The 21,055-nt window shown below is 70.3% G+C and carries 20 protein-coding genes and 1 riboswitch; of the genes, 12 read left to right on the plus strand and 8 right to left on the minus strand.

Going from position 1 to position 21,055, the window contains the following annotated elements:
• Nucleotides 1-23: 23 nt before the first annotated feature.
• Both ACTWQI_RS18255 and ACTWQI_RS18260 read right to left on the minus strand, forming a co-directional pair.
• On the minus strand, nucleotides 24-608 hold the full coding sequence (locus ACTWQI_RS18255) for a TIGR03086 family metal-binding protein (protein WP_443271680.1): 585 nt from the start codon (nucleotides 606-608) through the stop codon (nucleotides 24-26).
• 146 nt (nucleotides 609-754) lie between these two features.
• Nucleotides 755-1,408 (minus strand): TetR family transcriptional regulator, encoded by a 654-nt coding sequence (locus ACTWQI_RS18260; RefSeq protein ID WP_443271681.1) that lies wholly within the window; start codon nucleotides 1,406-1,408, stop codon nucleotides 755-757.
• A 129-nt stretch (nucleotides 1,409-1,537) separates the two neighbouring features.
• Here ACTWQI_RS18260 and ACTWQI_RS18265 point away from each other — a divergent pair, with 129 nt between their 5' ends.
• Nucleotides 1,538-2,221 carry a DUF5701 family protein gene (locus ACTWQI_RS18265; RefSeq protein ID WP_443271683.1) on the plus strand — a complete coding sequence of 228 codons (684 nt, stop codon included), beginning with the start codon at nucleotides 1,538-1,540 and terminating at the stop codon, nucleotides 2,219-2,221.
• A 116-nt stretch (nucleotides 2,222-2,337) separates the two neighbouring features.
• Here the strand turns inward: ACTWQI_RS18265 and ACTWQI_RS18270 are convergent, their stop codons facing one another.
• Nucleotides 2,338-3,312: an acetylxylan esterase gene (locus ACTWQI_RS18270; RefSeq protein ID WP_443271685.1), complete on the minus strand. Its 975-nt coding sequence runs from the start codon at nucleotides 3,310-3,312 to the stop codon at nucleotides 2,338-2,340.
• 289 nt (nucleotides 3,313-3,601) lie between these two features.
• On the opposite strand from ACTWQI_RS18270, the gene ACTWQI_RS18275 reads away from it, so the two are divergent.
• From ACTWQI_RS18275 to ACTWQI_RS18285, 3 genes are read left to right on the plus strand one after another with little or no spacing between them, the layout of a single operon-like run.
• Nucleotides 3,602-4,354: a (Fe-S)-binding protein gene (locus ACTWQI_RS18275; protein ID WP_443271687.1), complete on the plus strand. Its 753-nt coding sequence runs from the start codon at nucleotides 3,602-3,604 to the stop codon at nucleotides 4,352-4,354.
• On the plus strand, nucleotides 4,351-5,826 hold the full coding sequence (locus ACTWQI_RS18280) for a lactate utilization protein B (RefSeq protein WP_443271689.1): 1,476 nt from the start codon (nucleotides 4,351-4,353) through the stop codon (nucleotides 5,824-5,826). The genes ACTWQI_RS18275 and ACTWQI_RS18280 overlap by 4 nt, the downstream gene beginning before the upstream one ends.
• Nucleotides 5,823-6,476: a LutC/YkgG family protein gene (locus tag ACTWQI_RS18285; RefSeq protein WP_443271691.1), complete on the plus strand. Its 654-nt coding sequence runs from the start codon at nucleotides 5,823-5,825 to the stop codon at nucleotides 6,474-6,476. The genes ACTWQI_RS18280 and ACTWQI_RS18285 overlap by 4 nt, the downstream gene beginning before the upstream one ends.
• Nucleotides 6,477-6,842: 366 nt before the next feature.
• Here ACTWQI_RS18285 and ACTWQI_RS18290 read toward each other — a convergent pair whose 3' ends face one another.
• Nucleotides 6,843-7,160: a hypothetical protein gene (locus tag ACTWQI_RS18290; protein WP_443271693.1), complete on the minus strand. Its 318-nt coding sequence runs from the start codon at nucleotides 7,158-7,160 to the stop codon at nucleotides 6,843-6,845.
• A 268-nt stretch (nucleotides 7,161-7,428) separates the two neighbouring features.
• Between ACTWQI_RS18290 and ACTWQI_RS18295 the strand changes: the two genes are divergently transcribed.
• From ACTWQI_RS18295 to ACTWQI_RS18305, 3 genes are all read left to right on the plus strand, one after another.
• Nucleotides 7,429-7,626, plus strand: coding sequence for a hypothetical protein (locus ACTWQI_RS18295; RefSeq protein ID WP_443271695.1), 198 nt, complete (start codon nucleotides 7,429-7,431; stop codon nucleotides 7,624-7,626).
• Nucleotides 7,627-7,818: 192 nt separating this feature from the next.
• Complete coding sequence (locus ACTWQI_RS18300; RefSeq protein ID WP_443271697.1) at nucleotides 7,819-8,655, plus strand: inositol monophosphatase family protein; 837 nt, start codon at nucleotides 7,819-7,821, stop codon at nucleotides 8,653-8,655.
• Nucleotides 8,656-8,831: 176 nt separating this feature from the next.
• The gene (locus ACTWQI_RS18305) at nucleotides 8,832-10,868 is read left to right on the plus strand and encodes an AMP-dependent synthetase/ligase (protein WP_443271699.1); all 2,037 of its coding nucleotides are present in this window, start codon (nucleotides 8,832-8,834) and stop codon (nucleotides 10,866-10,868) included.
• 77 nt (nucleotides 10,869-10,945) lie between these two features.
• On the opposite strand, the gene ACTWQI_RS18310 is transcribed toward ACTWQI_RS18305, so the two are convergent.
• Nucleotides 10,946-12,244 carry a pyridoxal phosphate-dependent aminotransferase gene (locus tag ACTWQI_RS18310; RefSeq protein ID WP_443271701.1) on the minus strand — a complete coding sequence of 433 codons (1,299 nt, stop codon included), beginning with the start codon at nucleotides 12,242-12,244 and terminating at the stop codon, nucleotides 10,946-10,948.
• A 66-nt stretch (nucleotides 12,245-12,310) separates the two neighbouring features.
• On the minus strand, nucleotides 12,311-13,210 hold the full coding sequence (locus ACTWQI_RS18315) for a lytic polysaccharide monooxygenase auxiliary activity family 9 protein (protein ID WP_443271702.1): 900 nt from the start codon (nucleotides 13,208-13,210) through the stop codon (nucleotides 12,311-12,313).
• Nucleotides 13,211-13,612: 402 nt separating this feature from the next.
• Between ACTWQI_RS18315 and ACTWQI_RS18320 the strand changes: the two genes are divergently transcribed.
• Both ACTWQI_RS18320 and ACTWQI_RS18325 read left to right on the plus strand, forming a co-directional pair.
• Nucleotides 13,613-13,870 carry a hypothetical protein gene (locus tag ACTWQI_RS18320; RefSeq protein WP_443271704.1) on the plus strand — a complete coding sequence of 86 codons (258 nt, stop codon included), beginning with the start codon at nucleotides 13,613-13,615 and terminating at the stop codon, nucleotides 13,868-13,870.
• A gap of 315 nt (nucleotides 13,871-14,185) precedes the next feature.
• Nucleotides 14,186-15,517, plus strand: coding sequence for an alginate lyase family protein (locus tag ACTWQI_RS18325; RefSeq protein ID WP_443271910.1), 1,332 nt, complete (start codon nucleotides 14,186-14,188; stop codon nucleotides 15,515-15,517).
• A 49-nt stretch (nucleotides 15,518-15,566) separates the two neighbouring features.
• Here ACTWQI_RS18325 and ACTWQI_RS18330 read toward each other — a convergent pair whose 3' ends face one another.
• Nucleotides 15,567-16,535, minus strand: a complete 969-nt coding sequence (locus ACTWQI_RS18330; RefSeq protein ID WP_443271705.1) for a M23 family metallopeptidase — start codon at nucleotides 16,533-16,535, stop codon at nucleotides 15,567-15,569.
• A 288-nt stretch (nucleotides 16,536-16,823) separates the two neighbouring features.
• Between ACTWQI_RS18330 and ACTWQI_RS18335 the strand changes: the two genes are divergently transcribed.
• Nucleotides 16,824-17,321 carry a cupin domain-containing protein gene (locus ACTWQI_RS18335; RefSeq protein ID WP_443271707.1) on the plus strand — a complete coding sequence of 166 codons (498 nt, stop codon included), beginning with the start codon at nucleotides 16,824-16,826 and terminating at the stop codon, nucleotides 17,319-17,321.
• Nucleotides 17,322-17,456: 135 nt separating this feature from the next.
• Here the strand turns inward: ACTWQI_RS18335 and ACTWQI_RS18340 are convergent, their stop codons facing one another.
• The gene (locus tag ACTWQI_RS18340) at nucleotides 17,457-18,590 is read right to left on the minus strand and encodes a transglycosylase family protein (protein WP_443271709.1); all 1,134 of its coding nucleotides are present in this window, start codon (nucleotides 18,588-18,590) and stop codon (nucleotides 17,457-17,459) included.
• Nucleotides 18,591-18,593: 3 nt separating this feature from the next.
• Nucleotides 18,594-18,771: riboswitch (cyclic di-AMP (ydaO/yuaA leader) on the minus strand.
• Between the two features lie 491 nt (nucleotides 18,772-19,262).
• Between ACTWQI_RS18340 and ACTWQI_RS18345 the strand changes: the two genes are divergently transcribed.
• Nucleotides 19,263-20,303, plus strand: coding sequence for a permease (locus ACTWQI_RS18345; RefSeq protein WP_443271711.1), 1,041 nt, complete (start codon nucleotides 19,263-19,265; stop codon nucleotides 20,301-20,303).
• Entirely contained in the window at nucleotides 20,300-21,049 is a 750-nt protein-coding gene (locus ACTWQI_RS18350) for a TIGR03943 family putative permease subunit (protein WP_443271714.1), read from the plus strand. The genes ACTWQI_RS18345 and ACTWQI_RS18350 overlap by 4 nt, the downstream gene beginning before the upstream one ends.
• Nucleotides 21,050-21,055 lie beyond the last annotated feature (6 nt).

Below are 21,055 nucleotides of genomic sequence, written 5' to 3' on the forward strand. Positions count from 1 at the left end.
CCCATGTGCGGCGCAGCGGCGGGTCAGCCCGCCTTCCAGTCGGGCCGACGGCCGCTGAGACCGACGGCGCGGTCCAGCAGTGGGGCATCCGGCGCGACCTCGACGACGGGCCCGAACGTGCCCTGCCGGTCCGCGGGGTCCGTCGACTGGGACAGCAGCGCGATTGAGACCTCGAGGCTCGCGCTGTCGCAGGTGAACTCCTGCCCGGTGGCGCGAGCGAGATCCCAGCCGTGCAGAATGATTTCGTTCAGCGCGATCCGGCCGGCATCAGCGGCCGGCAGAGTGACGTCACCGGCCTGGGTCATCCCCTCCCACGCCTCGGGGCTGCGCCACGCCGCGACCAGTTCCTCCAGCTGGCGGGGGATGCGGCTGCGCCAGTCGGAGGCCAGCGGAGGGGCAGGCTGGCTCGGATCGGTCTGTGTCGTCGGCCCCAAGGTCTTCGTGGCGGCGTCGCGGAAGGCCGCCGTCAGGCCGTCCAGATGCTGCAGGATGTCCCGTACCGCGTAGGACTCGCAGGGTGTCGGCGCCGAGAGCTGATCGTCACCCACGCCGTCCACGAGCAGCGCCACCTGCCGGGCCGGCCCCTCAAGATCCACCATGACCGTCATTCCGTACCTCCCTCTCGCCGCGCAGTCTCACCACAAGGGTCACCCTGCACGCCCGGTCCGGCACCCGCCCCTGCGAGCACCTCCACTCATGCAGACCCGGGCAGCGGGCGGAACTCATCGCTCACGGAGCGAGGAATGGGCAGCTCTTACGGTGCGTCTGCCGCGCCTCGTACGGCGTAGTCGCTGAGGGCCGGCTCCAGCAGGTCGAAGACGCGGCGCGCCGAGTGCGTGACGGTCTCGGCGATCCGCTGGTCGTCCTGGCCGTCGAGGGCGAGCTGCAGCAGCTGGCGGAACAGCACGCGGTGGGCACCGGCGAGTTGCGCCGCCACCGCACGGGGCGTCACATCGTCCGGAGCGGCGCCGGTTTCGGCCGCCAGGACGGCGGCGAGGGCGTCCTCACGCTGCTCGTGGAGGTCGCGCAGCCGACCGACGAGCGTGGGGCTCTCGACGATCATCCGGGCGAACTCGATTCCGGAGAAGCCGATGACCGGATCGTGCTGCTCCACCGCCGTGAGGAAGGCCTGGCGCAGCGCGGCCAACGCCGACTGACCTACGGCACGGTGCGAGACGGTGCGGGCCAGGCCGGCCACGAACTCCGCGTGCCGGTCGAGGGCGAGGTCTTCCTTGCGGGGGAAGTAGTTCGTGACCGTCTTCTTGGCGACCCTGGCCGCGGCCGCGATCTCGGCGACGGTCGTCTGCTCGAAGCCCCGCTCGATGAACAGTCGCGTCGCCTCGTCCGAGATCAACTGTCGGGTCTCCTGCTTCTTCAACTCCCGCAGGCCGACTGTGTCCGCGCTCATGTTCACCCTCCTCGAGACACCACGAATCTTACCTTCGACATAATATTCCCTTGACCAACTTCATACACCGGAGGTAAAGCTAGGCGCGTAGTAAGTTTTCTCGACCTTCCGAGCCAGGGGGATACGCAGATGCCCGCCCACTCTCAGCCTCAGCAGCAGCCACGGACGACGTTCGACGCGGTTGCCGAGTTCGACCGCCAGGTGCAGAACCTCCTGGACCGGGACTACGCGGCACTGGCGGACCTCAGTCCGGACTCGTTCGCCCGATCCCTCTCGCCGCTCCGCGACGTGGCCGTCGCCCACAGCGCATCCGCACAGCCGCCGGAAGCGGGGCACGCACCGTTCCTGCTGGTCATCACCAGGGCGCTGGTGCCGATCGAGCGCACGATGCCGCTCACGACCCTGCACGGCAAGACCAAACCCGGCTTCGTCGACCGCTCCTTCGAGCCCGGCGCCCTCGAACGGTTCGTCCCCGCCGAGCCGGTCCAGCTTCCGGACGAGCGTGCCTACCTACTGTTCGACGTCGACCGCGGCGAAGAGTTCTGCGGCGCGGTCCCGCGGGAGGCGATGGCGGCCATCGCGGAGCGGCAGCGGACCGTGCTCACCATCGAGGAGGGCATCGCCTTCGTGACCCACTGTCCGGCGGCGCTGGCCAAGAACAAGTGCTTCTCCCTGGGCGGCTCCCGGTGCGGCGACCGCCGGGTCCCCGCGATCTGGATCAGCCAGAACGCCCCGAAGCTCGGCTGGTGCTGGGAGGGGAACCCGCACACTTGGCTCGGCATGGCATCCGCGGGAAGTCGCGGTGCGGCATAAGGCGGTATGAGAACGACATCGTCGGGCTCCACCCCTCGAAGGGTGGAGCCCGACGTCTTCTCACGGCTACCCGTGCCCCTGGACCAGGTGATCCACGCGGAGTCTCCGCACCCGCGTCAGCGCCTCGCCAACCGTTCGGGCAGCCAACGCAGTTGTGCCTCCTCCTGGCACGACCCGCCGCCTTCATGCCCGTTGAATGCGTAGACCTCGATGTGCTTCTCCTCGCCCGCGTAGGCGTTGAAGGCGGCGAACACCGTCGAAGGCGGGCAGGTCTGGTCCTCCAAGGCAGTGGAGAAGAGCGCAGGCGCCCGGCCCCTCGCAGCGAAGTGGACTCCGTCGAAGTAGGAGAGCGTACGGAAGACCTGCCCCTGACGGCCGCGGTGCGTCTTGAGAAAACTGCCGATCTCCCGGTACGGGTGACTGTCCGTGAGCGTCGCCCCGCGTTCGAAGTGACAGAGGAAGGGCACATCGGGGGCGATCGCGGCCAGGTCCGGCACGAGCGCGCCCACCGCCAGGGTGATGCCCCCGCCCTGGCTGGCTCCCACGGCCGCCGTACGGGTCGCGTCCGCGAGCGGGTGGGAGCGTGCCGCCTCGACCGCCCGTACGGCGTCCGTGAAGACCCGGCGGTAGTAGTAGGCGCGCGGGTCCTCGATCCCCCGGGTCATGAATCCGGGGTAGGCCGGCCCGCCGCCGACCGGATCGTCGGTGTCACCGCCTCCCCAGCCACTGCCCTGGCCCCGGGTGTCCATCACGAAGTGGGCGAAGCCAGCGGACGGCCAGAGGAGATGGGTGTGCGGCAGACCCCGGCCGCCGCCGTAGCCGAGGTACTCGACGACGAGCGGCAGCGGTTCGCGGGCGCCCGCCGGGTGGAGGAACCAGCCCTTGATGGGGTGGCCGCCGAAGCCGGCGAAGGTGACGTCGTACACCTCCACTGCCGTGAGCGGGGTACGGACGGGCTCGAACCGTGCGTTCAGCTCGTGGCCGCGGGCCTCGATGAGCGTCTTCTCCCAGAACGTGTCGAAGTCGTCCGGCTCGCAGAGCCGGGGCCGATAGCCGCGCAGCGCATCGAGCGGAAGGTCGAACAGGGCCATGGACAGGTCTCCTCGCACCGTGAGACGACGGGTGTCGCCACGCGCCCTCGGGCTCGTGTGCGGACACACTGAAGCAGCGGGACGAAACCGAGAGCCCGGGGGCTCCCGGACGCCGTCGCTCCTGCATGCCTACCCCGACGACGCGGTCGCCGCGCCCCGGCCTGCCCGGCCCTCGCATGCTGCTGCGGAATGCCCAGGTGCTGCGGCACCATGAGCCCATGGTCGATCATCTGGCATGCGATCGGGGGGCGGCGCGTACGAGCCGCCGCAGGGCCCGGAGGGAGCAGCCGTGCGGGTAGCGCTCTTCGTCACCTGTGTCAACGACATGCTCTATCCGCGCACGGGACAGGCCGTCGTCATGCTGCTGGAGCGGCTCGGGGTGGAGGTGGACTTCCCGGCCGCCCAGACCTGCTGCGGGCAGCCGCAGTTCAACACCGGCTACCGGCGCGAGGCCGAGCCGCTGCTGCGCCGCTACGCCGCCGCCTTCCGCGACCACGACTACGTCGTGACCCCGTCCGGTTCGTGTGCGGCGATGGTGCGCGACAACTACCCGCGGATCGGCGCCAAGGCGGCCGCCGAGGGGCGGGGCGGCTCGCTCGCCGAGGCGGGCGCCGATGTCGTGCCGAAGACCTACGAGCTGACCGAGTTTCTGGTGGACGTGCTGCGGGTGACGGACGTCGGGGCGTACTACCCGCACACCGTCACCTATCACCCCACCTGCCACGGGCTGCGGATGCTGGGCCTGGGAAGCCGTCCGCGCCGGCTGCTGGAGCACGTCAAGGGTCTCGAACTGCGCGAGCTGCCGGACGCCGAGGAATGCTGCGGCTTCGGCGGCACCTTCGCCGTGAAGAACGCCGCCGTGTCGGCCGCAATGGGCGCGGACAAGGCGCGCAACATCGCCGCCACCGGGGCCGAGGCCGTCTGCACGGTCGACAACTCCTGCCGACTGCACATCGGCGGTACGCTCGCCCGGCTGGGCTCCCCGGTGCGCCCCGTCCATATCGCCGAGATCCTCGCGAGCACGGAGGGGGACGTGCTGTGAGCAGTACCTACCTGGGCATGCCCGCCTTCCCGCAGGCCGCGGCGCGGTCCACGCAGGACACCCGGCTGCGGGCCAACCTGCGCCACGCCACCCACACCATCCGCACCAAGCGGGCCAGGGCCGTCGCCGAACTCGAGGACTGGGCGCGGCTGCGCGCCGCCGGGGCCGCGATCAAGAACCGTACGCTGCGCCACCTCGACCACTACCTGGAGCAGGCGGAGGCGGCGGTGACCGCGGCCGGGGGCCAGGTGCACTGGGCTGCCGACGCGGCCGAGGCCAACCGGATCGTCACGGAACTCGTACGGGACACCGGCCAGACGGAGGTCGTCAAGGTCAAGTCCATGGCCACCCAGGAGATCGGCCTCAACGAGGCCCTCGCCGAGGCCGGGATCACGGCCTGTGAGACCGATCTCGCCGAGCTCATCGTGCAGCTGGGCGACGATCTGCCGTCGCACATCCTGGTGCCCGCGATCCACCGCAACCGCTCCGAGATCCGCGACATCTTCCGCGACAAGATGTCGGACTGGGGGCGGCCGGCGCCCGAGGGCCTCACCGATGCACCCGCCGAGCTGGCCGAGGCCGCCCGGCTGCACCTGCGCGAGAAGTTCCTCCGGGCGAAAGTCGGGGTCTCCGGAGCGAACTTCATCGTGGCCGAGACCGGCACCCTGGTCGTCGTGGAGTCCGAGGGAAACGGCCGGATGTGCCTCACCCTCCCGGAGACCCTGATCTCGGTCGTCGGCATCGAGAAGGTGGTGCCCACCTGGCAGGATCTCGAGGTCTTTCTGCAGCTGCTCCCCCGCTCCTCCACGGCGGAGCGGATGAACCCGTACACCTCGATGTGGACGGGGACCGCGGACGGCGACGGTCCGCGGGCTTTTCACCTCGTCCTGCTCGACAACGGCCGCACCGACACGCTCGCCGACACGGTGGGCCGGCAGGCGCTGCGGTGCATCCGCTGCTCGGCGTGCCTGAATGTGTGCCCGGTGTACGAGCGGGCGGGCGGGCATGCGTATGGGTCCCCGTATCCGGGCCCGATCGGTGCCATCCTGACGCCCCAACTGCGAGGGACGGCGAGCGAGGTGGACGCCTCGCTGCCGTACGCCTCGTCGCTGTGCGGTGCCTGCTACGAGGTGTGCCCGGTCGCCATCGACATCCCGGAGGTGCTGGTGCACCTGCGGGAACGAGTCGTGGAGGGCGGCGAGGTGACCCGGCGCGGCGCCAAGGTCACCATCAAGCCGGCGAAGGGGCACGCGGCCGAGCGAGCGGCGATGCGAGCCGCCCGCTGGACGCTCGACCACCCCGGCGCCCTGAGTGCGGGGCATCGCATCATGTCCCGGACCCGCCGGGTTCATCCGAAGCGGTTGCCGGTCCCCGGACGGGCCTGGACGGATACGCGGGACCTGCCGGAGGTGCCCGCCGAGTCGTTCCGGCACTGGTGGCGGCGAACCCGCGGCGAGGGGCGGCGAACATGAGCAGCAGGGAGCACGTACTGGGACGCGTGCGCCGGGCGCTGGTCGACGTGCCGGACGGGGAACGGCCGGAGGATGTGCCCGTCCCCCGCGACTATCTGCGGATCCACGGCGAGCGGACCCCCGCTGTGACCGTGGACCTGCTCGCCGAGAACCTGGCCGACTACCGCGCCCTCGTGCACCGGTGTTCCGGCAGCGAGCTGCCGGGGCTCATCACCCGGCTGCTCGGCACCCGTACGGCCCATACGGCCGTGGTGCCCGAAGGACTGCCGGAGGACTGGCTCGCCGGGGCGGTGGCGGCGGGCGTCGAACTCGTACCGGACGCAGCGGAGTCGACCGCCGGAGAACTCGACGCGGTGGACAGCGTCGTGACGGGCTGCGCGGTCGCCATCGCCGAGACGGGCACCGTGGTGCTCGACGCCGGTCTCGGTCAGGGCCGCCGCAGGATCACGCTCGTGCCCGACCACCACATCTGTGTTGTGAGGGTCCCGGAGCAGGTCGTGGACTCGGTGGCAGAGGCATTGGAGCGACTCGACCCCGCCCGGCCGCTGACCTGGATCAGCGGGCCGTCGGCGACGAGTGACATCGAACTGGACCGGGTCGAGGGCGTGCATGGCCCGCGCGTGCTCGAGGTGATCCTCCTCGAGGACTGAACGTCGCAACGGCCCCGCCCGTATGCCTCATGGACGCACGGGGCGCAGGACTCTGGCGCGGCGCCGGCCGCGGTGGCCGGGCGCCCCACGGGAGGCGTGGACGAGCAGTTCCCTGCGGGCCGCTGCCGCTTAAGTTCCGCAACCTCTTTCGCAATATCACCGGTGATCGGCGCCGAATTGCTCCCATCCACCCTGTTCAGGGTGGTGGACACCACATACGTGGCCAGGCTGTTCAGCTGCGACGGCACCAGATCGCCCTCGTCCATCACGCGTGGCCAGTGCGCAGCAAAAATCTGATAAGTTCTGCGGCCCAGCAGATACGCGTCTGCGGCGGCGAGCCAATCGGTCACAAACCGCCCCGTGTCCTCATCCCCCCACGAAGAGGACCAGCCAGCCGCCTTGCTCAAACCCGCCGCTGGGATCCTCGTTGGGGCCCAGAGGCCGCATCCCCCCATCCAGTGACAGGAACGTGGTCAGCGTGACGTTCGTCATGACCTCTCTTCCCCGCCCAAACGGTCCGAGTCCCTTCACCACCTCGGACTCCGCGGCCACAGGAAGCTCGTCGCGCGTCGGCACGCGGCTTCCGCCCGCCGTGACCGGCAACGCCGCCGAGTCGCGGCCGCGCCGTTGGGCGCGGGTGCTGCCGCCATCTCCGGAAGGAAGCCGTCCGGTGATGTGGCCCACACTGGTGCAGCTTTTCCTGCCGTCGCCGGTACTTCGGGCCTCCCTATCCGTATCGCGTTACGGAGAGCACAGTTCAGGCCAAAGGTTGCTGCCTGCCCCTGTCGCCGGAACCCGTAGCGCCGCCGTTCGTCTCCCCTAGGGGAACAACGACAGGAGAGGCTGTGAAGATCGACCCGGCAGAGATGCGCAATCAGTGTCCGCAGTGCGGCGGCCAGATGCAGCAGAGCCCCCGCGGCGGCTGGCTGTGCGGTAACTGCGGAGCGCAGCGATGACCGACTGCGGCACCCAGGGCTACTCCACCACCACCTGCCCGACCTGCGGTGCGCAGATCGAGGGGCTCGACAACCGCTACGCCTGCGCTCTCTGCGGCTGGATCAGCCCGCCCGACGACCGGCGTCCCGGACATTCCGGCGAGGAGCAGTCCCAGGGCACCGCGGGTCCGATGAGGACCGATCAGGTCCGGTGAGTCCCCGTCCGGCCGGTGCGGCCTCCACCAGCCGGTGGCGAACAATCAGACAGCTCCACTGTCCGCCCGCACCCCTCGTCCCGGGACGACAGCGGGCCCGACGGGATCTCTCGGGTACCACCGGCGGCTCGCGCCGGGGAGCCCATCAAGCCTCGGTGACGAGGGCGAGTCGTGGTCCGATTGGATAGGCGCATGCTCAGTTCTGGGATTGAGGCCGCAGTCGACGAGGCCATCCGGGCCGTGGCCGCCGAGGAGGCGCTCTCCCGCTTCAGGAGGTTGTCGCCGGCCGAGGTGGCGGAGAAGACCGGCCCCCGGGATCTCGTCACGGTCGCGGACCGGGCGATCGAGGAGCGGCTCACCACGGCACTGACCGCCATGCTGCCCGGCTCTCTCGTCATCGGCGAGGAGGCGGTCCACGCCGATCGGCGGCGGCTGGACGGACTCGGGGGCGACGCGCCCGTATGGATCGTCGACCCGATCGACGGCACCGCCAACTTCGTTCGCGGCCAAGCGGAGTTCGCGACGTTGGTGTCCCTCGCCCGGCACGGCACGCTGCTCGCCTCGTGGACCTACCTCCCCGTGCCCGGCCTGATGGCCGTCGCACGACGCGGCGAAGGGGCGGTCCTGAACGGAGAGCCGATGCGGACCGCGGCCGGGCAACCGGACGACGAGGTGCTGCTCATGGCGAGCGCTAGACCCGCCTCGCTCAGCGAAGAGCAGCACGAGCGGTTCTACGGGATCGGCCCCGCACAGGGGGTGAAGGCCTGTGCGAGCGGCTCGGCCGGCTGCGACTACCTCGACGTGGCCCGGGGTGATATCGACGCCGTCTCCTATGTCTTCGACAATCCCTGGGACCACTCTGCGGGGATTCTGCTGGTGGCCGAGGCCGGTGGGACGGTGCTGGACGCGCGCGGCGAGCCGTTCCGCATGGCGGGCGGCGCGCTGCCGTTCACCGCCGCGCGGGACGCGGCGACGGCCCGGCGGATCGTCGGGCTGCTGGCCGCTCCGCTCCGGGCGGAGCCGGTGTGAGGCTCCCGCTCAGGCGACCCGGGGCGGGTCGCGCCTCCGGGCTCCGCGGGCGAACCATGTGTCCGGCGCGAAGCCGACTGAGCGTCCGGGATGGAAAGCCGCTGCTGAACGACCGGAAACCGTTGCCAATTCGGTCAATTGCTTGAGCAGCTCGGTCTCTTCCGTCGTATTTATCGATGTTGCTTGTCCTCGTACCTTCCCGTAGGTCACCGCGCCCGACTGCGTGCCGGTGGCCGAGTGAAGAGGAGCCGATCGTGTCCGTACAGGAAGCACAGGCGCAGCCCGTGCTGGTGGAGCCGAGAAAGATCGTCGTGGACGGGAAGGTCCGGGAGGTCGCCGTGCCCCCGCTCGTACCTCCGCCCACCCACGGCAGCCTTGCGGATATCCCCTTCGACAACGCCGACCAGGCGCCGGATGATGCGGTGCTGAGCCGCAAGCAGCCGGACGGCACATGGCAGGACGTGACGGCGGCGGAGTTCGCCGCGGAGGTGCTGGCCACGGCCAAGGGACTGATCGCACACGGCCTGCGCCCGGGAGACTGTCTCGCGATCATGGCTCCTACGCGGTACGAATGGACGCTTCTCGACTTCGCCGCCTGGGCCGCCGGCCTGATCACCGTGCCCATCTACCCCACCTCCTCGGCCGAGCAGACCCGTTGGATCATCCAGGACACGGGAGCCGTCGGCTGTGCCGTCGAAGGCGTCGACGAGGCGCTGCTGATCGATGCGGCACTCGATCAGCTCCCGCACGTCGCCCATCTGTGGCAGTTCGACGCCGGGGCGATCGACGAGCTCAAGGAGACCGGCCGCGGTGTCCCCGACAGCGAGGTGCACGTTCGTCGCTCCGGGCTCTCTCCCGACTCCGTCGCCACCATCATCTACACCTCCGGCACCACGGGCCGGCCCAAGGGCTGCGTCCTCACGCACGGCAACTTCCTCGCCGAGGTGGACAACGCGATCGAGCTGCTGCACCCCTGCTTCAAGTCGGTCTCCAAGGAGCCCGCCGCCACACTCCTCTTCCTGCCGCTCTCGCACGTCTTCGGGCGGATGGTCGCCATCGGCTGCCTGCGCGCCCGGGTACGACTCGGGCACGCCCCGAGCATCAAGACCGAACCTCTCCTCACCGACCTCGCCGCCTTCCAGCCGACCTTCGTCCTCGTCGTCCCCTACGTCCTGGAGAAGATCTACAACACGGCTCGGGCGATGGCCGAGACGATGGGCCGGGCGGCCTCGTTCGACCGTGCGGCGAAGATCGCGCAGCGCTGGGGCGAGGCCCACGAATCCGAGGAGCACGGCACCGGCCCGGGGCCGGGGATGGCTCTGCGGACCGCCCGCGCGGTGTACGACCCCGTTGTCTACCGCAGGATCCGCGCCGCCCTCGGCGGCAAGGTCAAGTACGCCATCTGCGGCGGTTCTCCGCTCGGCCACCGCCTCGCCGCCTTCTACGCGGGCGCCGGCATCGAGATCTTCGAGGGCTACGGTCTGACGGAATCCACTGCCGCGGCGACCGTCACCCCACCGCTCAAGCCCCGCCTGGGAACCGTCGGCTGGCCGCTGCCCGGCACGGGCATCCGGATCGCCGACGACGGGGAGATCCTGGTCCGCGGCGGCCAGGTCTTCACCGGCTACTGGGATGCCGTGCTCGGTGCCGCCGTGCCCTTCACGGTGGGCCCGCCTCCCTCCTGGCCCTCGTTCGACGAGGGTTCGCCCCCGTCTCGGGGCGACGAGGAGAGGTGGTTCGCCACGGGCGACATCGGCGCGCTCGATCAGGACGGCTACCTCACCATCACCGGCCGCAAGCGGGAGATCATCATCACGGCGAGCGGCAAGAATGTCGCACCTGCGCCGTTGGAGGACCGGCTGCGCGCGCACTCGCTCATCGGTCAGTGCATCGTGATCGGCGACAACCGGCCGTTCGTGACGGCTCTGGTGACGCTCGATCCCGACGGCCTCAAGCACTGGAAGACGATCCATCGCAAGGAGAGCGCGACGAGGGCCGAGCTGGCCTTCGACCCCGACCTGTGCGCCGAGGTGCAGCAGGCGGTGGCGGACGCCAACGAGCTGGTGTCGCGGGCCGAGTCGATCCGCCGCTTCAGCATCCTGCCGGTGGACTTCACCGAGGCGAACGGACATCTCACGCCGTCGATGAAGATCAAGCGGGAGGCCGTCGCCCGGGACTTCGCGAAAGAGATCGAGGCGCTGTACGAGCCGTAGTCACCGGGGGCCGACGCCAGGTCCCCCCGCGCGCCCGGGGGCCCGTAGTTCCCCCGGGTGCGCGCCCCCGCGGGCCGTCAGGCCGGGCCCGGCACCGGGGTGAGCGCTGCCGGAGGCGCGGGCGACAGGGCGGCCCGCGCCGGGTGGCGGGACACGGCCGAGGGCCCTCCCTCCAGGCAGAAGCGGAGGGCGGTGAGCAGCCGCTCGACGTCCTCCTGCGGACGGACCACCAGCCGCAGGAACTGGCTGCTGCTGCCGAGCTTGTTGCCGCATTCGCGGACGAAGAGGTTGTGCTCGGCGAGCAGCCGGTCGCGCAGCGCGGCGCCGTCGACGCCGTCGGGCAACTTCACCAGGAGGAAGTTGCCTTGGGAGAGAAAGACCACGAGCCCGGGCAGGCCTGCGAGCGCGATCGACATGTTGGCGCGGTCGCGAGCGAGCAGGGCCAAACTCTGCCGGTACTGCATCCCGTAATCCCTGAGCATGAACACCACGGTCTCGGCGAAGGAGTTGAGGTTCCACTTGGGCAGCGCCTTGCGCACCGTGGCGGCGAGGGCCGGGTTGGCGACGAGGTAGCCGAATCTGATGCCGTGCAGACCGAAGTTCTTCCCGAGGCTCTTCAGAACGACGACATTGGGCCGGATCGCCGCTTCATCTGCGATCGACGGGTTGCGCTCGGCGTCGACGAAGTCGATGAAGGACTCGTCGACCACCACGAGATCCAGATCGGCCAGCTCCTCGAGGAGCCACAGCACCTGATGGCGCCGGAGGTAGCCCCCGTCGGGGTTGTTGGGGTTGCAGATGACGGCCACTTTGGAGCCTCGCCGCCGGATGAACCGGACGTAGTCCTGGGGGTCGAGGGCGAAGTCCTGCTCTTCGCGCAGCGGGAACATGTCGACCCGCTTGCCGGTCTCCAGGGGCTGATCGGTCCAGCGGCCGAAGGTCGGGATGGGAACGGCCAGGCTCTCGCGCACCAGCAGATGGTCGATCCAGGTGATCAGCTCGGTGGATCCGTTTCCCATCGCGACGGTCTGCGGATTGAGTCCGAGCACGGCGCACAGCTCGGCCGTGACCGTATCGGCGTCGCTGGGGTAGTACTTCAGGATCGTCTCCAGGGAGCCCTGCAGCCGCCCGAACATGTCCGGAGTGGGGAAGTACGGATTGCACGGGATGCAGAAGTCGAGTCGGTCGGCGGACGACGCGGCCCGGGGGTACGCCTCACCCTGTGCATACGCTTCGACGCGGCCGTAGGTCTCGACGCGGCCGTACGTCTCGGGCCGGCCGGCCCCCTGGGTGCCCGGCGCGACGCGGTTGAGCATGGCCCAGGACGGGCTGTGCGCGGCACTGCGCAGAACGCCGGTTTCGAGGGGTTGGGACACGGCGGAGGTCTCCTTACGGTCGATTGCGCCGCGGGGTGTGCCCGACGGCGGCGAGAAACGCGACGGTCAGGGAAGCCGCCGCCGACGGAGTAGGGCGAAGGCCCCCGCCGCGGCGAGGGCGAGAAGTGCCGCGGCGCCTGCGAGCACGGGCACGACGTCACCGTGCGATCCGGCGGCCGCCGTCCTCGGCTCATTGGGGGACGCTCCGGGTGACGGCCGGTTGTTCGTGGGCCGGTCCGCACCTGCGGTGGCCTCACCGCGCGGACTCCCCCTGTCGTCGGCGCCACTGACGGCCGTACCGCCGCCACGAGCCGCCCCGCCGTCGCCGCTGGTGAGATCGAGGTCGGAGCAGGAGTAATAGGTGTCCGGTGTGTCGGAGTTCCGCCAGATGGTGTAGAGCACATGGCGACCGGTCCGCCCGGCCGGAAGCCTCCCGCGGATCTGGTACGAACCGTCTTCGAGCGCCGGGTCGGTGACCGAGACCAGTGGCTTCGGCTCGAGGTCGTCCCAGCTCAGGGGCGCGGCAGGATCGTAGCGCCGCTTCGTGAGATACAGGCTGAAGGTCCCCTGGTGCGAGATGGTCGACCGGTAGGTCAGAGTGAAGTCGGTGCCGGCCTTCATCCTGGTCGCGGGCCAGTCGGCGCGAGCGAGGTCCAGCCCCTTGTAGGCATCGATCCCGGCGCTGCACAACTGGCCGTCGGGGATGACTCTGCGGTCCCGGCCGCGGACGTCGGGCCGTCGCAGGTTGTCCCAGTCGTCGAACGCATGCCCACCGCCCGCGGCGACCGCCGCGGCACAGGCCGCCGACGCCGTGCGCCGTCCCCCCTCCGGGCCACAGGCGGCGACGCGGCTGATCGGATCCGTCGGCGCCCCGTGCGCCTGAGCCGGCCCCGCGGCCACCGCGGTGAGCAGGAGCGGGGCGACACCGACGAAGGCAGCCGCGACGGCGGTGCGATGGACGGTCATCCGGCAGACCTCCTTGGCGGGTCGGGCGGTGGGCCCGCCTGCCGTGTAGTACGGCCCTGCCCGTCCGGGTGTTCAGCCGGCGGTGGCACCGAGTGCAGTCAGGGCAGCCGACCGCCGCACGCCGCACGCCGCCCCGCGCTTGCGTCGGGGAGCTCACGTTGGCGCAGAAAAATGCCTCGGCCAGGACGGGGGGACCTGGCCGAGGCCGACTGAGGTGCGGGGCGCATGGGATGGATGCCGACTCCATGGCGGCGCTACCGCTAGTTGAAGACTACAGCACTTCTCTCGGCAGTCTCCCGGCAGCGAGCAAGCTCGTCGACCGCGGTGGCCACGGTGGGCCGATCCGGTGACCTTCGGCCGCGCCCCTGCGACGGGCGAGCGCGCCGACGCGAGGATCGTCCGATGAACCCCTCATCCGGGCGCCGGCCGCCCCATCTCGACCCGGGAGAGGCGACCAAGGGCCAGGGACAGGAAGCGAAACGGGCCGCGAGCGAGTGGCGGGACCTGCGCGCCAAGGCCCGCAGGGTGGTCGCCGGTTACGCCCGCGACGCGGAGGATCTGGTCCTCCTGCTGGAGGCCCTCGAACTGGATCCGGGCACCGACGCCCGACCGTACCGCGCGGGCCGCAGCAGCAGACGCGACGTCGACGACGATCCGTGAGCCCCTATCACGCTGATCTCATGCGGCGCGAACGGCGCCAGTGACACACGCATGGTCGCCCCACGCCTGTGTGCGGTGGTCGCACCGGGGGCGCTCCCCGTTACGACACCCGCCTTGCACCGGGCAGAGACTGACAGGGGATCAGCGGCCTGGGCCTTGACGGCGGTGCCGCGGGGGCTTACGTTCCCCACGCATCACCGGTGTTCACATGCGAGCCCCAGGTTCACATACGAGAACACTCGGCCGGCCACCGCTCGATCGGAGTGCCTCGTGGACGACGCACGACCTGAAGTACGCCGCACCGCCCGCAGGAACATGGGCCGCGTCGCCCTCGTACTCGCCGCCCTCGTCGCGGCCGTCACCGTGCCGATGGGGCATGCGGTCGGCCGCACCGAAGCGGAACGGATTCCCGCAGTGCCGCGGACCGTCGTGCTCGAAGGCAAGGAACTCCTCAGGGCGCGGGCGAAAGTACGGGCCGGCGACAAGGACGCCATACGAGCGCTGGATGCACTCACCGCACGGGCCGACGCATGGCTGGACCAGGGACCGTGGACGGTCACCGACAAGGAACAGGTGCCGCCGAGCGGGGACAGACACGACTACTTCAGCCAGGCCCCGTACTGGTGGCCCACCCAGCCGAAGACAGAGGCCAATCCCTACGGTTGTCCGTACGTTCAGCGGGACGGCGAGCGAAACCCCGATGTGGACCGGATGACCGACCACCCCGAGCGCGCCAAGGTCTTCGCATCGGCCTACGAGCTCTCCCTCGCGTGGTACTACACCGGCGAGCGCTCCTACGCCGAACACGCGGCACGCATCCTGCGCACCTGGTTCGTGGACCCGACGACCCGGATGAACCCCCGCCTTGTCCATGCCCAGTTCATCCCGTGTAAGTACGACGGCCGCGCCATCGGCATCATCGACTTCTCACAGGGCTTCACCAGCCTCGTCGACGCCGCCGCGATCCTGGACACCGGCGCCCCCGGCTGGTCGCACCGGGACAGCAGCGAATTCCGCACCTGGAACGTCCAGTTCCTCGACTGGCTGCTGAACAGCGCGTTCGGCAAAGAGGAAGCCGCGGCCAAGAACAACCACGGCACCTTCCACGCCATGCAGGTGGCCGCACTGGCCGCCGCGGTCGGCCGCGAGGACCTCGCCCGTAGCACGGTTGTCGACGCCCGTACGCGACTGGTGAACGCGCAGATCGCCCGCGACGGCCGCCAGCCCGGCGAGCTCTCCCGCACGCGCAGCTGGCACTACTCCACGTTCAATCTCGTCGCGTTCACCCGTCTCGCGGCGATCGGCGAGCGCGTCGGGGTCGACCTGTGGCGCTACACCGGCCCGGGCGGTGGCAGCATCCTCGGGGCAGTCCGCTATCTGCTGCCCGCCGCCACCGGAGCCCAGCCGTGGCCGCATCCCGAACTCGACTTCCGCGCCTACGCCGCCTCTGACATCGTCCACGCGGCGGCCGACGCGGGTGACCGCGAGGCGCGGGCCGCGCTGAGGAAGCTGCAGACCCCGCCGGGGGGTGACCTGTGGCTCCTGCGCCCGGCGGCGGAACAGCTCGACAGTATCCGGGACGGGTCGGGCCCGCCCGCACCTGCCGGGAGGGAACCCACCGGGCACGACTCCGGGTCAGCGGCCTGACGGGGCCGCGCAACGCCGACGTCATGAACAAGCTCTGCCGAGCGGGGGTTCAGATGCCGACGCCGTTGTCTCGCAGGTAGCCAAGGGGATTGATGTCGGAGCCGTAGTCCGGGCCGGTCCGCACCTCGAAATGGAGGTGCGGGCCCGTGGTGTTGCCGGTCGACCCGGACCGGCCGATCCGCTGGCCTCCGCCCACCGGCTGGCCGGGACGGACAGTGAGCGCCGACAGGTGCGCGTACTGGCTGTACTTGCCGTCGGAGTGGCGTATGACGACCTGGTAGCCGTATGCCCCGCCCCAGCCCGCCGAGACGACCCGGCCGCCGGCGACGGCCCGCACGGATGTGCCGGTGGGGACCGAGAAGTCGACGCCCGTGTGGTAGCCGCTGGACCAGCTGCTGCCGGACGCACGGTAGGGCGTGCTCGGGCCGACACCGCTGACGGGTGCGGTGAACTCCGCGGCGTGGGGAGCCGGTTGGGCCACTCGCTGCGGCTTCGTACGGGGCTTGTGTGCCGTCCTAGGCGCCCTCGTCTCCTTCGGCGACGTGGCGGCACCCGGCTTGCCGGGCGGCTTGGTCCTCGGCCCGAGCGCGAGTCTTTGACCAGGGAGGATCAGATCCGGATCGCCGCCGATAACCTCGCGATTGTCCTCGTACAGCCGCTCCCAGCCGCCGTCGACATCGCGTACCCGTGCGATGGTGAACAGGGTGTCGCCGCTGACCACGGTGTAGGACTCGGGCTTCGCGCGCTCCTGGCGTTCGGTGGCGGGCCGTTCGGTGCCCGTGGCCGGAGTATCGGCCCTTGCCGCACCGGCGGACGCGGCCCGGGGGCCCACTCCTTCGCGCGTCAGCGCCACCCCGCCTGACCCGACGGCCTCGTCCCAGGTGTCGGCGGGTGCCGCGGTCGCCCCGGAGACGCCCACGAGGGGCAGGGCCATGCCCGCGCCGCCGGCGGTGACGGTGAGGGAGGCCTGAGATATGCGGTTCGGCTGATGGCGGCGGTGGCGGCCACGTGCGGACATAGCGCGCTTCCTCTCCTGCGGGCGCACGAAAGGCTAGGACGGGTATTCCCGGCGCCACAAGAGTGCCTCGGTATTTCGAAGATCCTCGTTCCGGAAGCCTCCTGAAAAGCCGTCAGCTTCTATCAAGACCATCGTCTCGCGGGACGCGGTTTCCCCTAGGAAAGGATGCGAGGAAACTGCCCGCGCTTGCGAAACTGGCCGGAACACGGCAGTCCGCGCGCAATGCATGAAGCGGAATACCGAATACTGTGAAGTCCATCACACACGAGCGTGGCGCGGAGGCAGTGCATGCGTGATCCCATCCCTTCGGCCGGCGAACTGGTCCTCATGTACGGCCTGGAACCGCTGCCCCTGGAGGGCGGTCTCTTCCGCCGCACCTGGGCGGGACCGGAGTCGGCGGACGGGATCCCCTCCGGCTCGGCGATCCTCCTCCTGCTGTCGGTCGAGGACGGCCACTTCTCCGCCATGCACCGGCTGCCGCGCGACGAGGTCTGGCACTTCTACCTGGGCGATCCCGTCGAGCTGTTGCTGCTGGAGCCCGGCGGGGACTCCCGGGTGGAGGTGCTCGGGCAGGACGTCCGCGCCGGACAGCACGTGCAGTTCGTCGTGCCGGGCCGCACATGGATGGGTGCCCGGGTACGCCCCGGCGGCGATCGCGCGCTCCTCGGCTGCACGATGGCCCCCGGTTTCACCCCGGCCGACTACGAGGGCGGGGACGAGGCCGAACTGACCGCGCGCTATCCCCTGCACGCCGGACTCATCCGCGCCCTGTGCCGCGCCTCATGACCACGGGTCCTCAGCCGCGCCCTCGGAACGCGGACGCGCGGGTGACGACAACGACTGAGGCGCCCGCCCCCGTCGCCAGGTTCGGACGCCTCAGTCGTGAGGAGAGGGGGCAGATGCCCTCCCGATGTCGCGGGCTCAGATCGTGACGCCGTGCTCGCGAAGGTAGGCGAGCGGGTCGATGTCCGAGCCGTAGTCCGGGCTGGTGCGCACCTCGAAGTGCAGGTGCGGACCCGTGCTGTTGCCCGTCGAGCCGGACAGACCGACCCGGTCACCGCCGGAGACCTTCTGCCCCGGGGAGACGGACAGCGAGGACAGGTGGGCGTACTGGCTGTACTTGCCGTCCACGTGGCGGATGACCACCTGGTTGCCGTACGAGCCGCCCCAGCCCGCGGAGACGACCTCGCCCGCACCGATGGACTTCACCATGCTGCCGGTGGGGGCGGAGAAGTCGACACCCGTGTGGTAGCCGCTGGCCCAGCTGCCGCCGGAAGCGCGGTACGGGGTGCTCGGCGAGGCGTCGACCGGCGCGGTGAAGCCGGAGGCGTTCTGCTTCGGCGCCTCCTGCCGCGGCTTCTCCGGCTTGGGAGCGGCGGGCTTGGGGGCCGGCGGCTTCGGCGTGGCCTCGGCCTTCCCGTCGCCGATGGAGAGCTTCTGACCCGGGAAGATCAGGTTCGGGTTGTCGCCGACGACCTCTCGGTTCTCCTCGTAGACCGTCTGCCAGCCGCCCGAGACCTGCTCAGCGGTGGCGATCTTGTAGAGGGAGTCGCCGGGGACGACGGTGTACGACTCGGGCTTCGCCCCACCCTTGTCAGCGGCGGGCTTGGACTCGGCCTTCTTCTCGGCCGGGGCGGACGCCTTCTTCCCCTGGGGGGAGACCTCGGGCGCGGGTCCGCCCTTGGTCAGGCCGGCCTTGCCCGAGCACACCGGCCAGGCGCCGGGGCCCTGGACCGCGAGCACCTTCTCGGCGATGGCGATCTGCTGCTCCTTGGACGCCAGGTCGGCCCGGGGCGCGTATTCGGTGCCGCCGAACTCGTTCCAGGTGTCCTGGGTGAACTGCAGTCCACCGTAGAAGCCGTTGCCGGTGTTGATGCTCCAGTTGCCGGTGCTCTCGCACTCCGCAACCTTGTCCCAGGTGTCGACGGAGGCGGCATTCGCGTGGCTGACGCCTATGAAGGGGAGCGCGATACCGGCGCCGCCCGCGGCGGCGGCTGTATAGGCTCGGGAAACTCGACTTGGCTTGTAACGGCGGTGACGACCGCGTGCAGACATAGGGATCTTCCTCTCCTACGCCTGCGAGGTGAGCTGTCGGGTTCGGGCTGGAGTTGCCCGGCCGCGCCCTGACCAGCGCCTTGCGCTGCGGCACGTCTTCACCCCAAGCCGCGCCTCACAAATTCGCGAGGTACGGCACTTACCTGGTTCCCCCGCTCCTGCCGTGGTGCGTTGTGGTTCTCCTTCGGCCGGCGGCAGGACTCGGCGCTCCGGCAGAAGGCCGCCCACCCTTTCGATGGGCAGGCAGCGCAAAACTAGACGCATCAATTTCTTCGCGACAAGTAGCGGGTATTCCGCGGATTGCTTTATCGGAGATCCATTTGGCGTGGTGTCACGCTGCGCTGCCGCCCCTTGCCCGAGAGCGATAGGCATTACTACGGAACGACTCCTCACCATCGGCGAGCTGTAACCGAGTTGGGGGATGTGCCCCTTTCGTGCACCCAGCAGCGCATGAACACAGGATTGTTCTGTGAGATGGCTCACCTGGGGCCGATTGTCCGATTTAGCAGAGGTGTTCACGTTTGCTGTATTGAAGCTATTAGCAGCCTCTTTGGTGCTCATGGATGTATCCGGCGAATCGGATGAATAACCCTTATCGCCGCCCGGCGTACCGAGGCGAAAGCCGCTGCCCACTATCGTGAGAGCCCCCGGTCGCGAACCTTCGGAGTCGGTGTGGAGAGAGCGGACGAGCTGATCGACGCTTCGCTGGTGACCTCACCGGCACCCCGAGCACCCCTAGCCCGGAGAAGATCCCTCGACCAGTCCGCGTGGACCCTCGCGGCTACCACGGCGCTCCTCCTCGGTGCCGCATTCGCCGTGGCCAAGGGGGTCGGCGGCCTCAACGCGCCCGCCTTACAGGCGTGGCGGACCATCTGCGTCGCGATCGTGGTCCAGGCCCTGCCGTTCCTGCTGCTGGGTACGGCGCTCTCGGGAGCCATCAACGCGTTCGTTCCCGCCCATGTCTTCAGCAGGGTCCTCCCCCGGAAGCCCGCGCTCGCCGTTCCCGTGGCGGGCGCCGCCGGCGTCGTCCTGCCCGGCTGCGAGTGCGCGTCGGTGCCGGTGGCGGGGAGCCTGATCCGCCGCGGGGTCGCCCCCGCCGCCGCGCTCACCTTCCTCCTGTCCGCTCCAGCGGTGAATCCGGTCGTCCTCACCGCGACGGCCGTCGCCTTCCCCGGTCGGCCCGAGATGGTGGTGGCGCGGTTTCTCGCCTCGCTGATCACGGCCGTGGTCATGGGGTGGCTGTGGATCCGGCTGGGCCGTGCGGAGTGGCTGCGGCTACCGGTCCGCACCGGCGGGCACCGGCCGGGGCACAGCCGGTGGGAGGAGTTCCGGCTCGGCTTCCAGCACGACTTCCTGCACGCGGGCGGCTTCCTGGTCCTGGGGGCGATGGCCGCGGCAACCTTCAATGTCGCCGTGCCGCACTCGGTGCTGGACACCTTCTCCGGGTCGGCGTGGCTGTCCGTCGCCTTCCTCGCGGCGCTGGCCGTGGTGCTCGCCGTCTGCTCGGAGGCGGATGCCTTCGTCGCCGCCTCGCTGACCGGCTTCTCCCCCACGGCCAGGCTGACGTTCATGGTGGTGGGGCCGATGGTCGACCTCAAACTCATCGCCCTGCAGTCGGGCACCTTCGGGCGGGCGTTCGCCGCCCGGTTCTCAACGGCGACGACGCTGGTCGCCGTCGCCTGCAGCGCACTCGTCGGGTGGTGGATCCTGTGAGGCGGAATGTCCAGGTTCTGCTGCTTCTGCTCTCCGGCGCGGGCGTCCTGCAAATCTCGCTCCTCAGCGAGGTGTACCTGCGGTACGTGAAGGAGGGCCTGCGGCCGCTGCTGATCGTCTCAGGGGTGCTGCTGGTCGCCCTGGGAATGGTCGGCGCCGCGCGGGACGGCTTCCCCTTCACCAAGCGCTCGGCGGAGTCCGACGGCAGCTACGGGGACCATGGGCACGGTCACGATCACAGCAGTGGGCCGCGGATCGCCTGGCTGCTGTTCTTCCCGGCGATCACTCTGCTGTTCTTCACCCCGCCCGCGCTCGGCTCCTACACCGCCGCACGCGAGTCCGACCGGACGACCGGGACGCAGGCGCGGTTCGCTCCGCTGCCCGACACCTCCCCGGTCGCCCTACGGCTCTCGGACTTCCGGGCCCGCGCACGGCAGGACCGGGGCCGGAGCCTGGAGGGCCGTACGGTGCGGCTCACCGGCTTCGTCACACCCGGCAACGACCGAACCTGGTACCTGACCCGGCTCATCCTGAGCTGCTGTGCGGCCGATTCGCAGTCGATCAAGGTCGCGATGCACGGCACCGCTCCCCCGCCGGCCGACTCCTGGGTCACGGTGACCGGCACCTGGCGGCCAGTGGGGACCATGGGCACGCCTTCCGCGGCGGCGGCACTCGACGTCGAGACGGTCCGGCGCGTCCCCGAGCCAGCGAACCCGTACGCGGACTCCAGACCGCCCGCGGGCTGACGGCGG

The organism is Streptomyces sp. KR80, from assembly GCF_052245555.1.
Classification (GTDB): Bacteria; Actinomycetota; Actinomycetes; order Streptomycetales; family Streptomycetaceae; genus Streptomyces.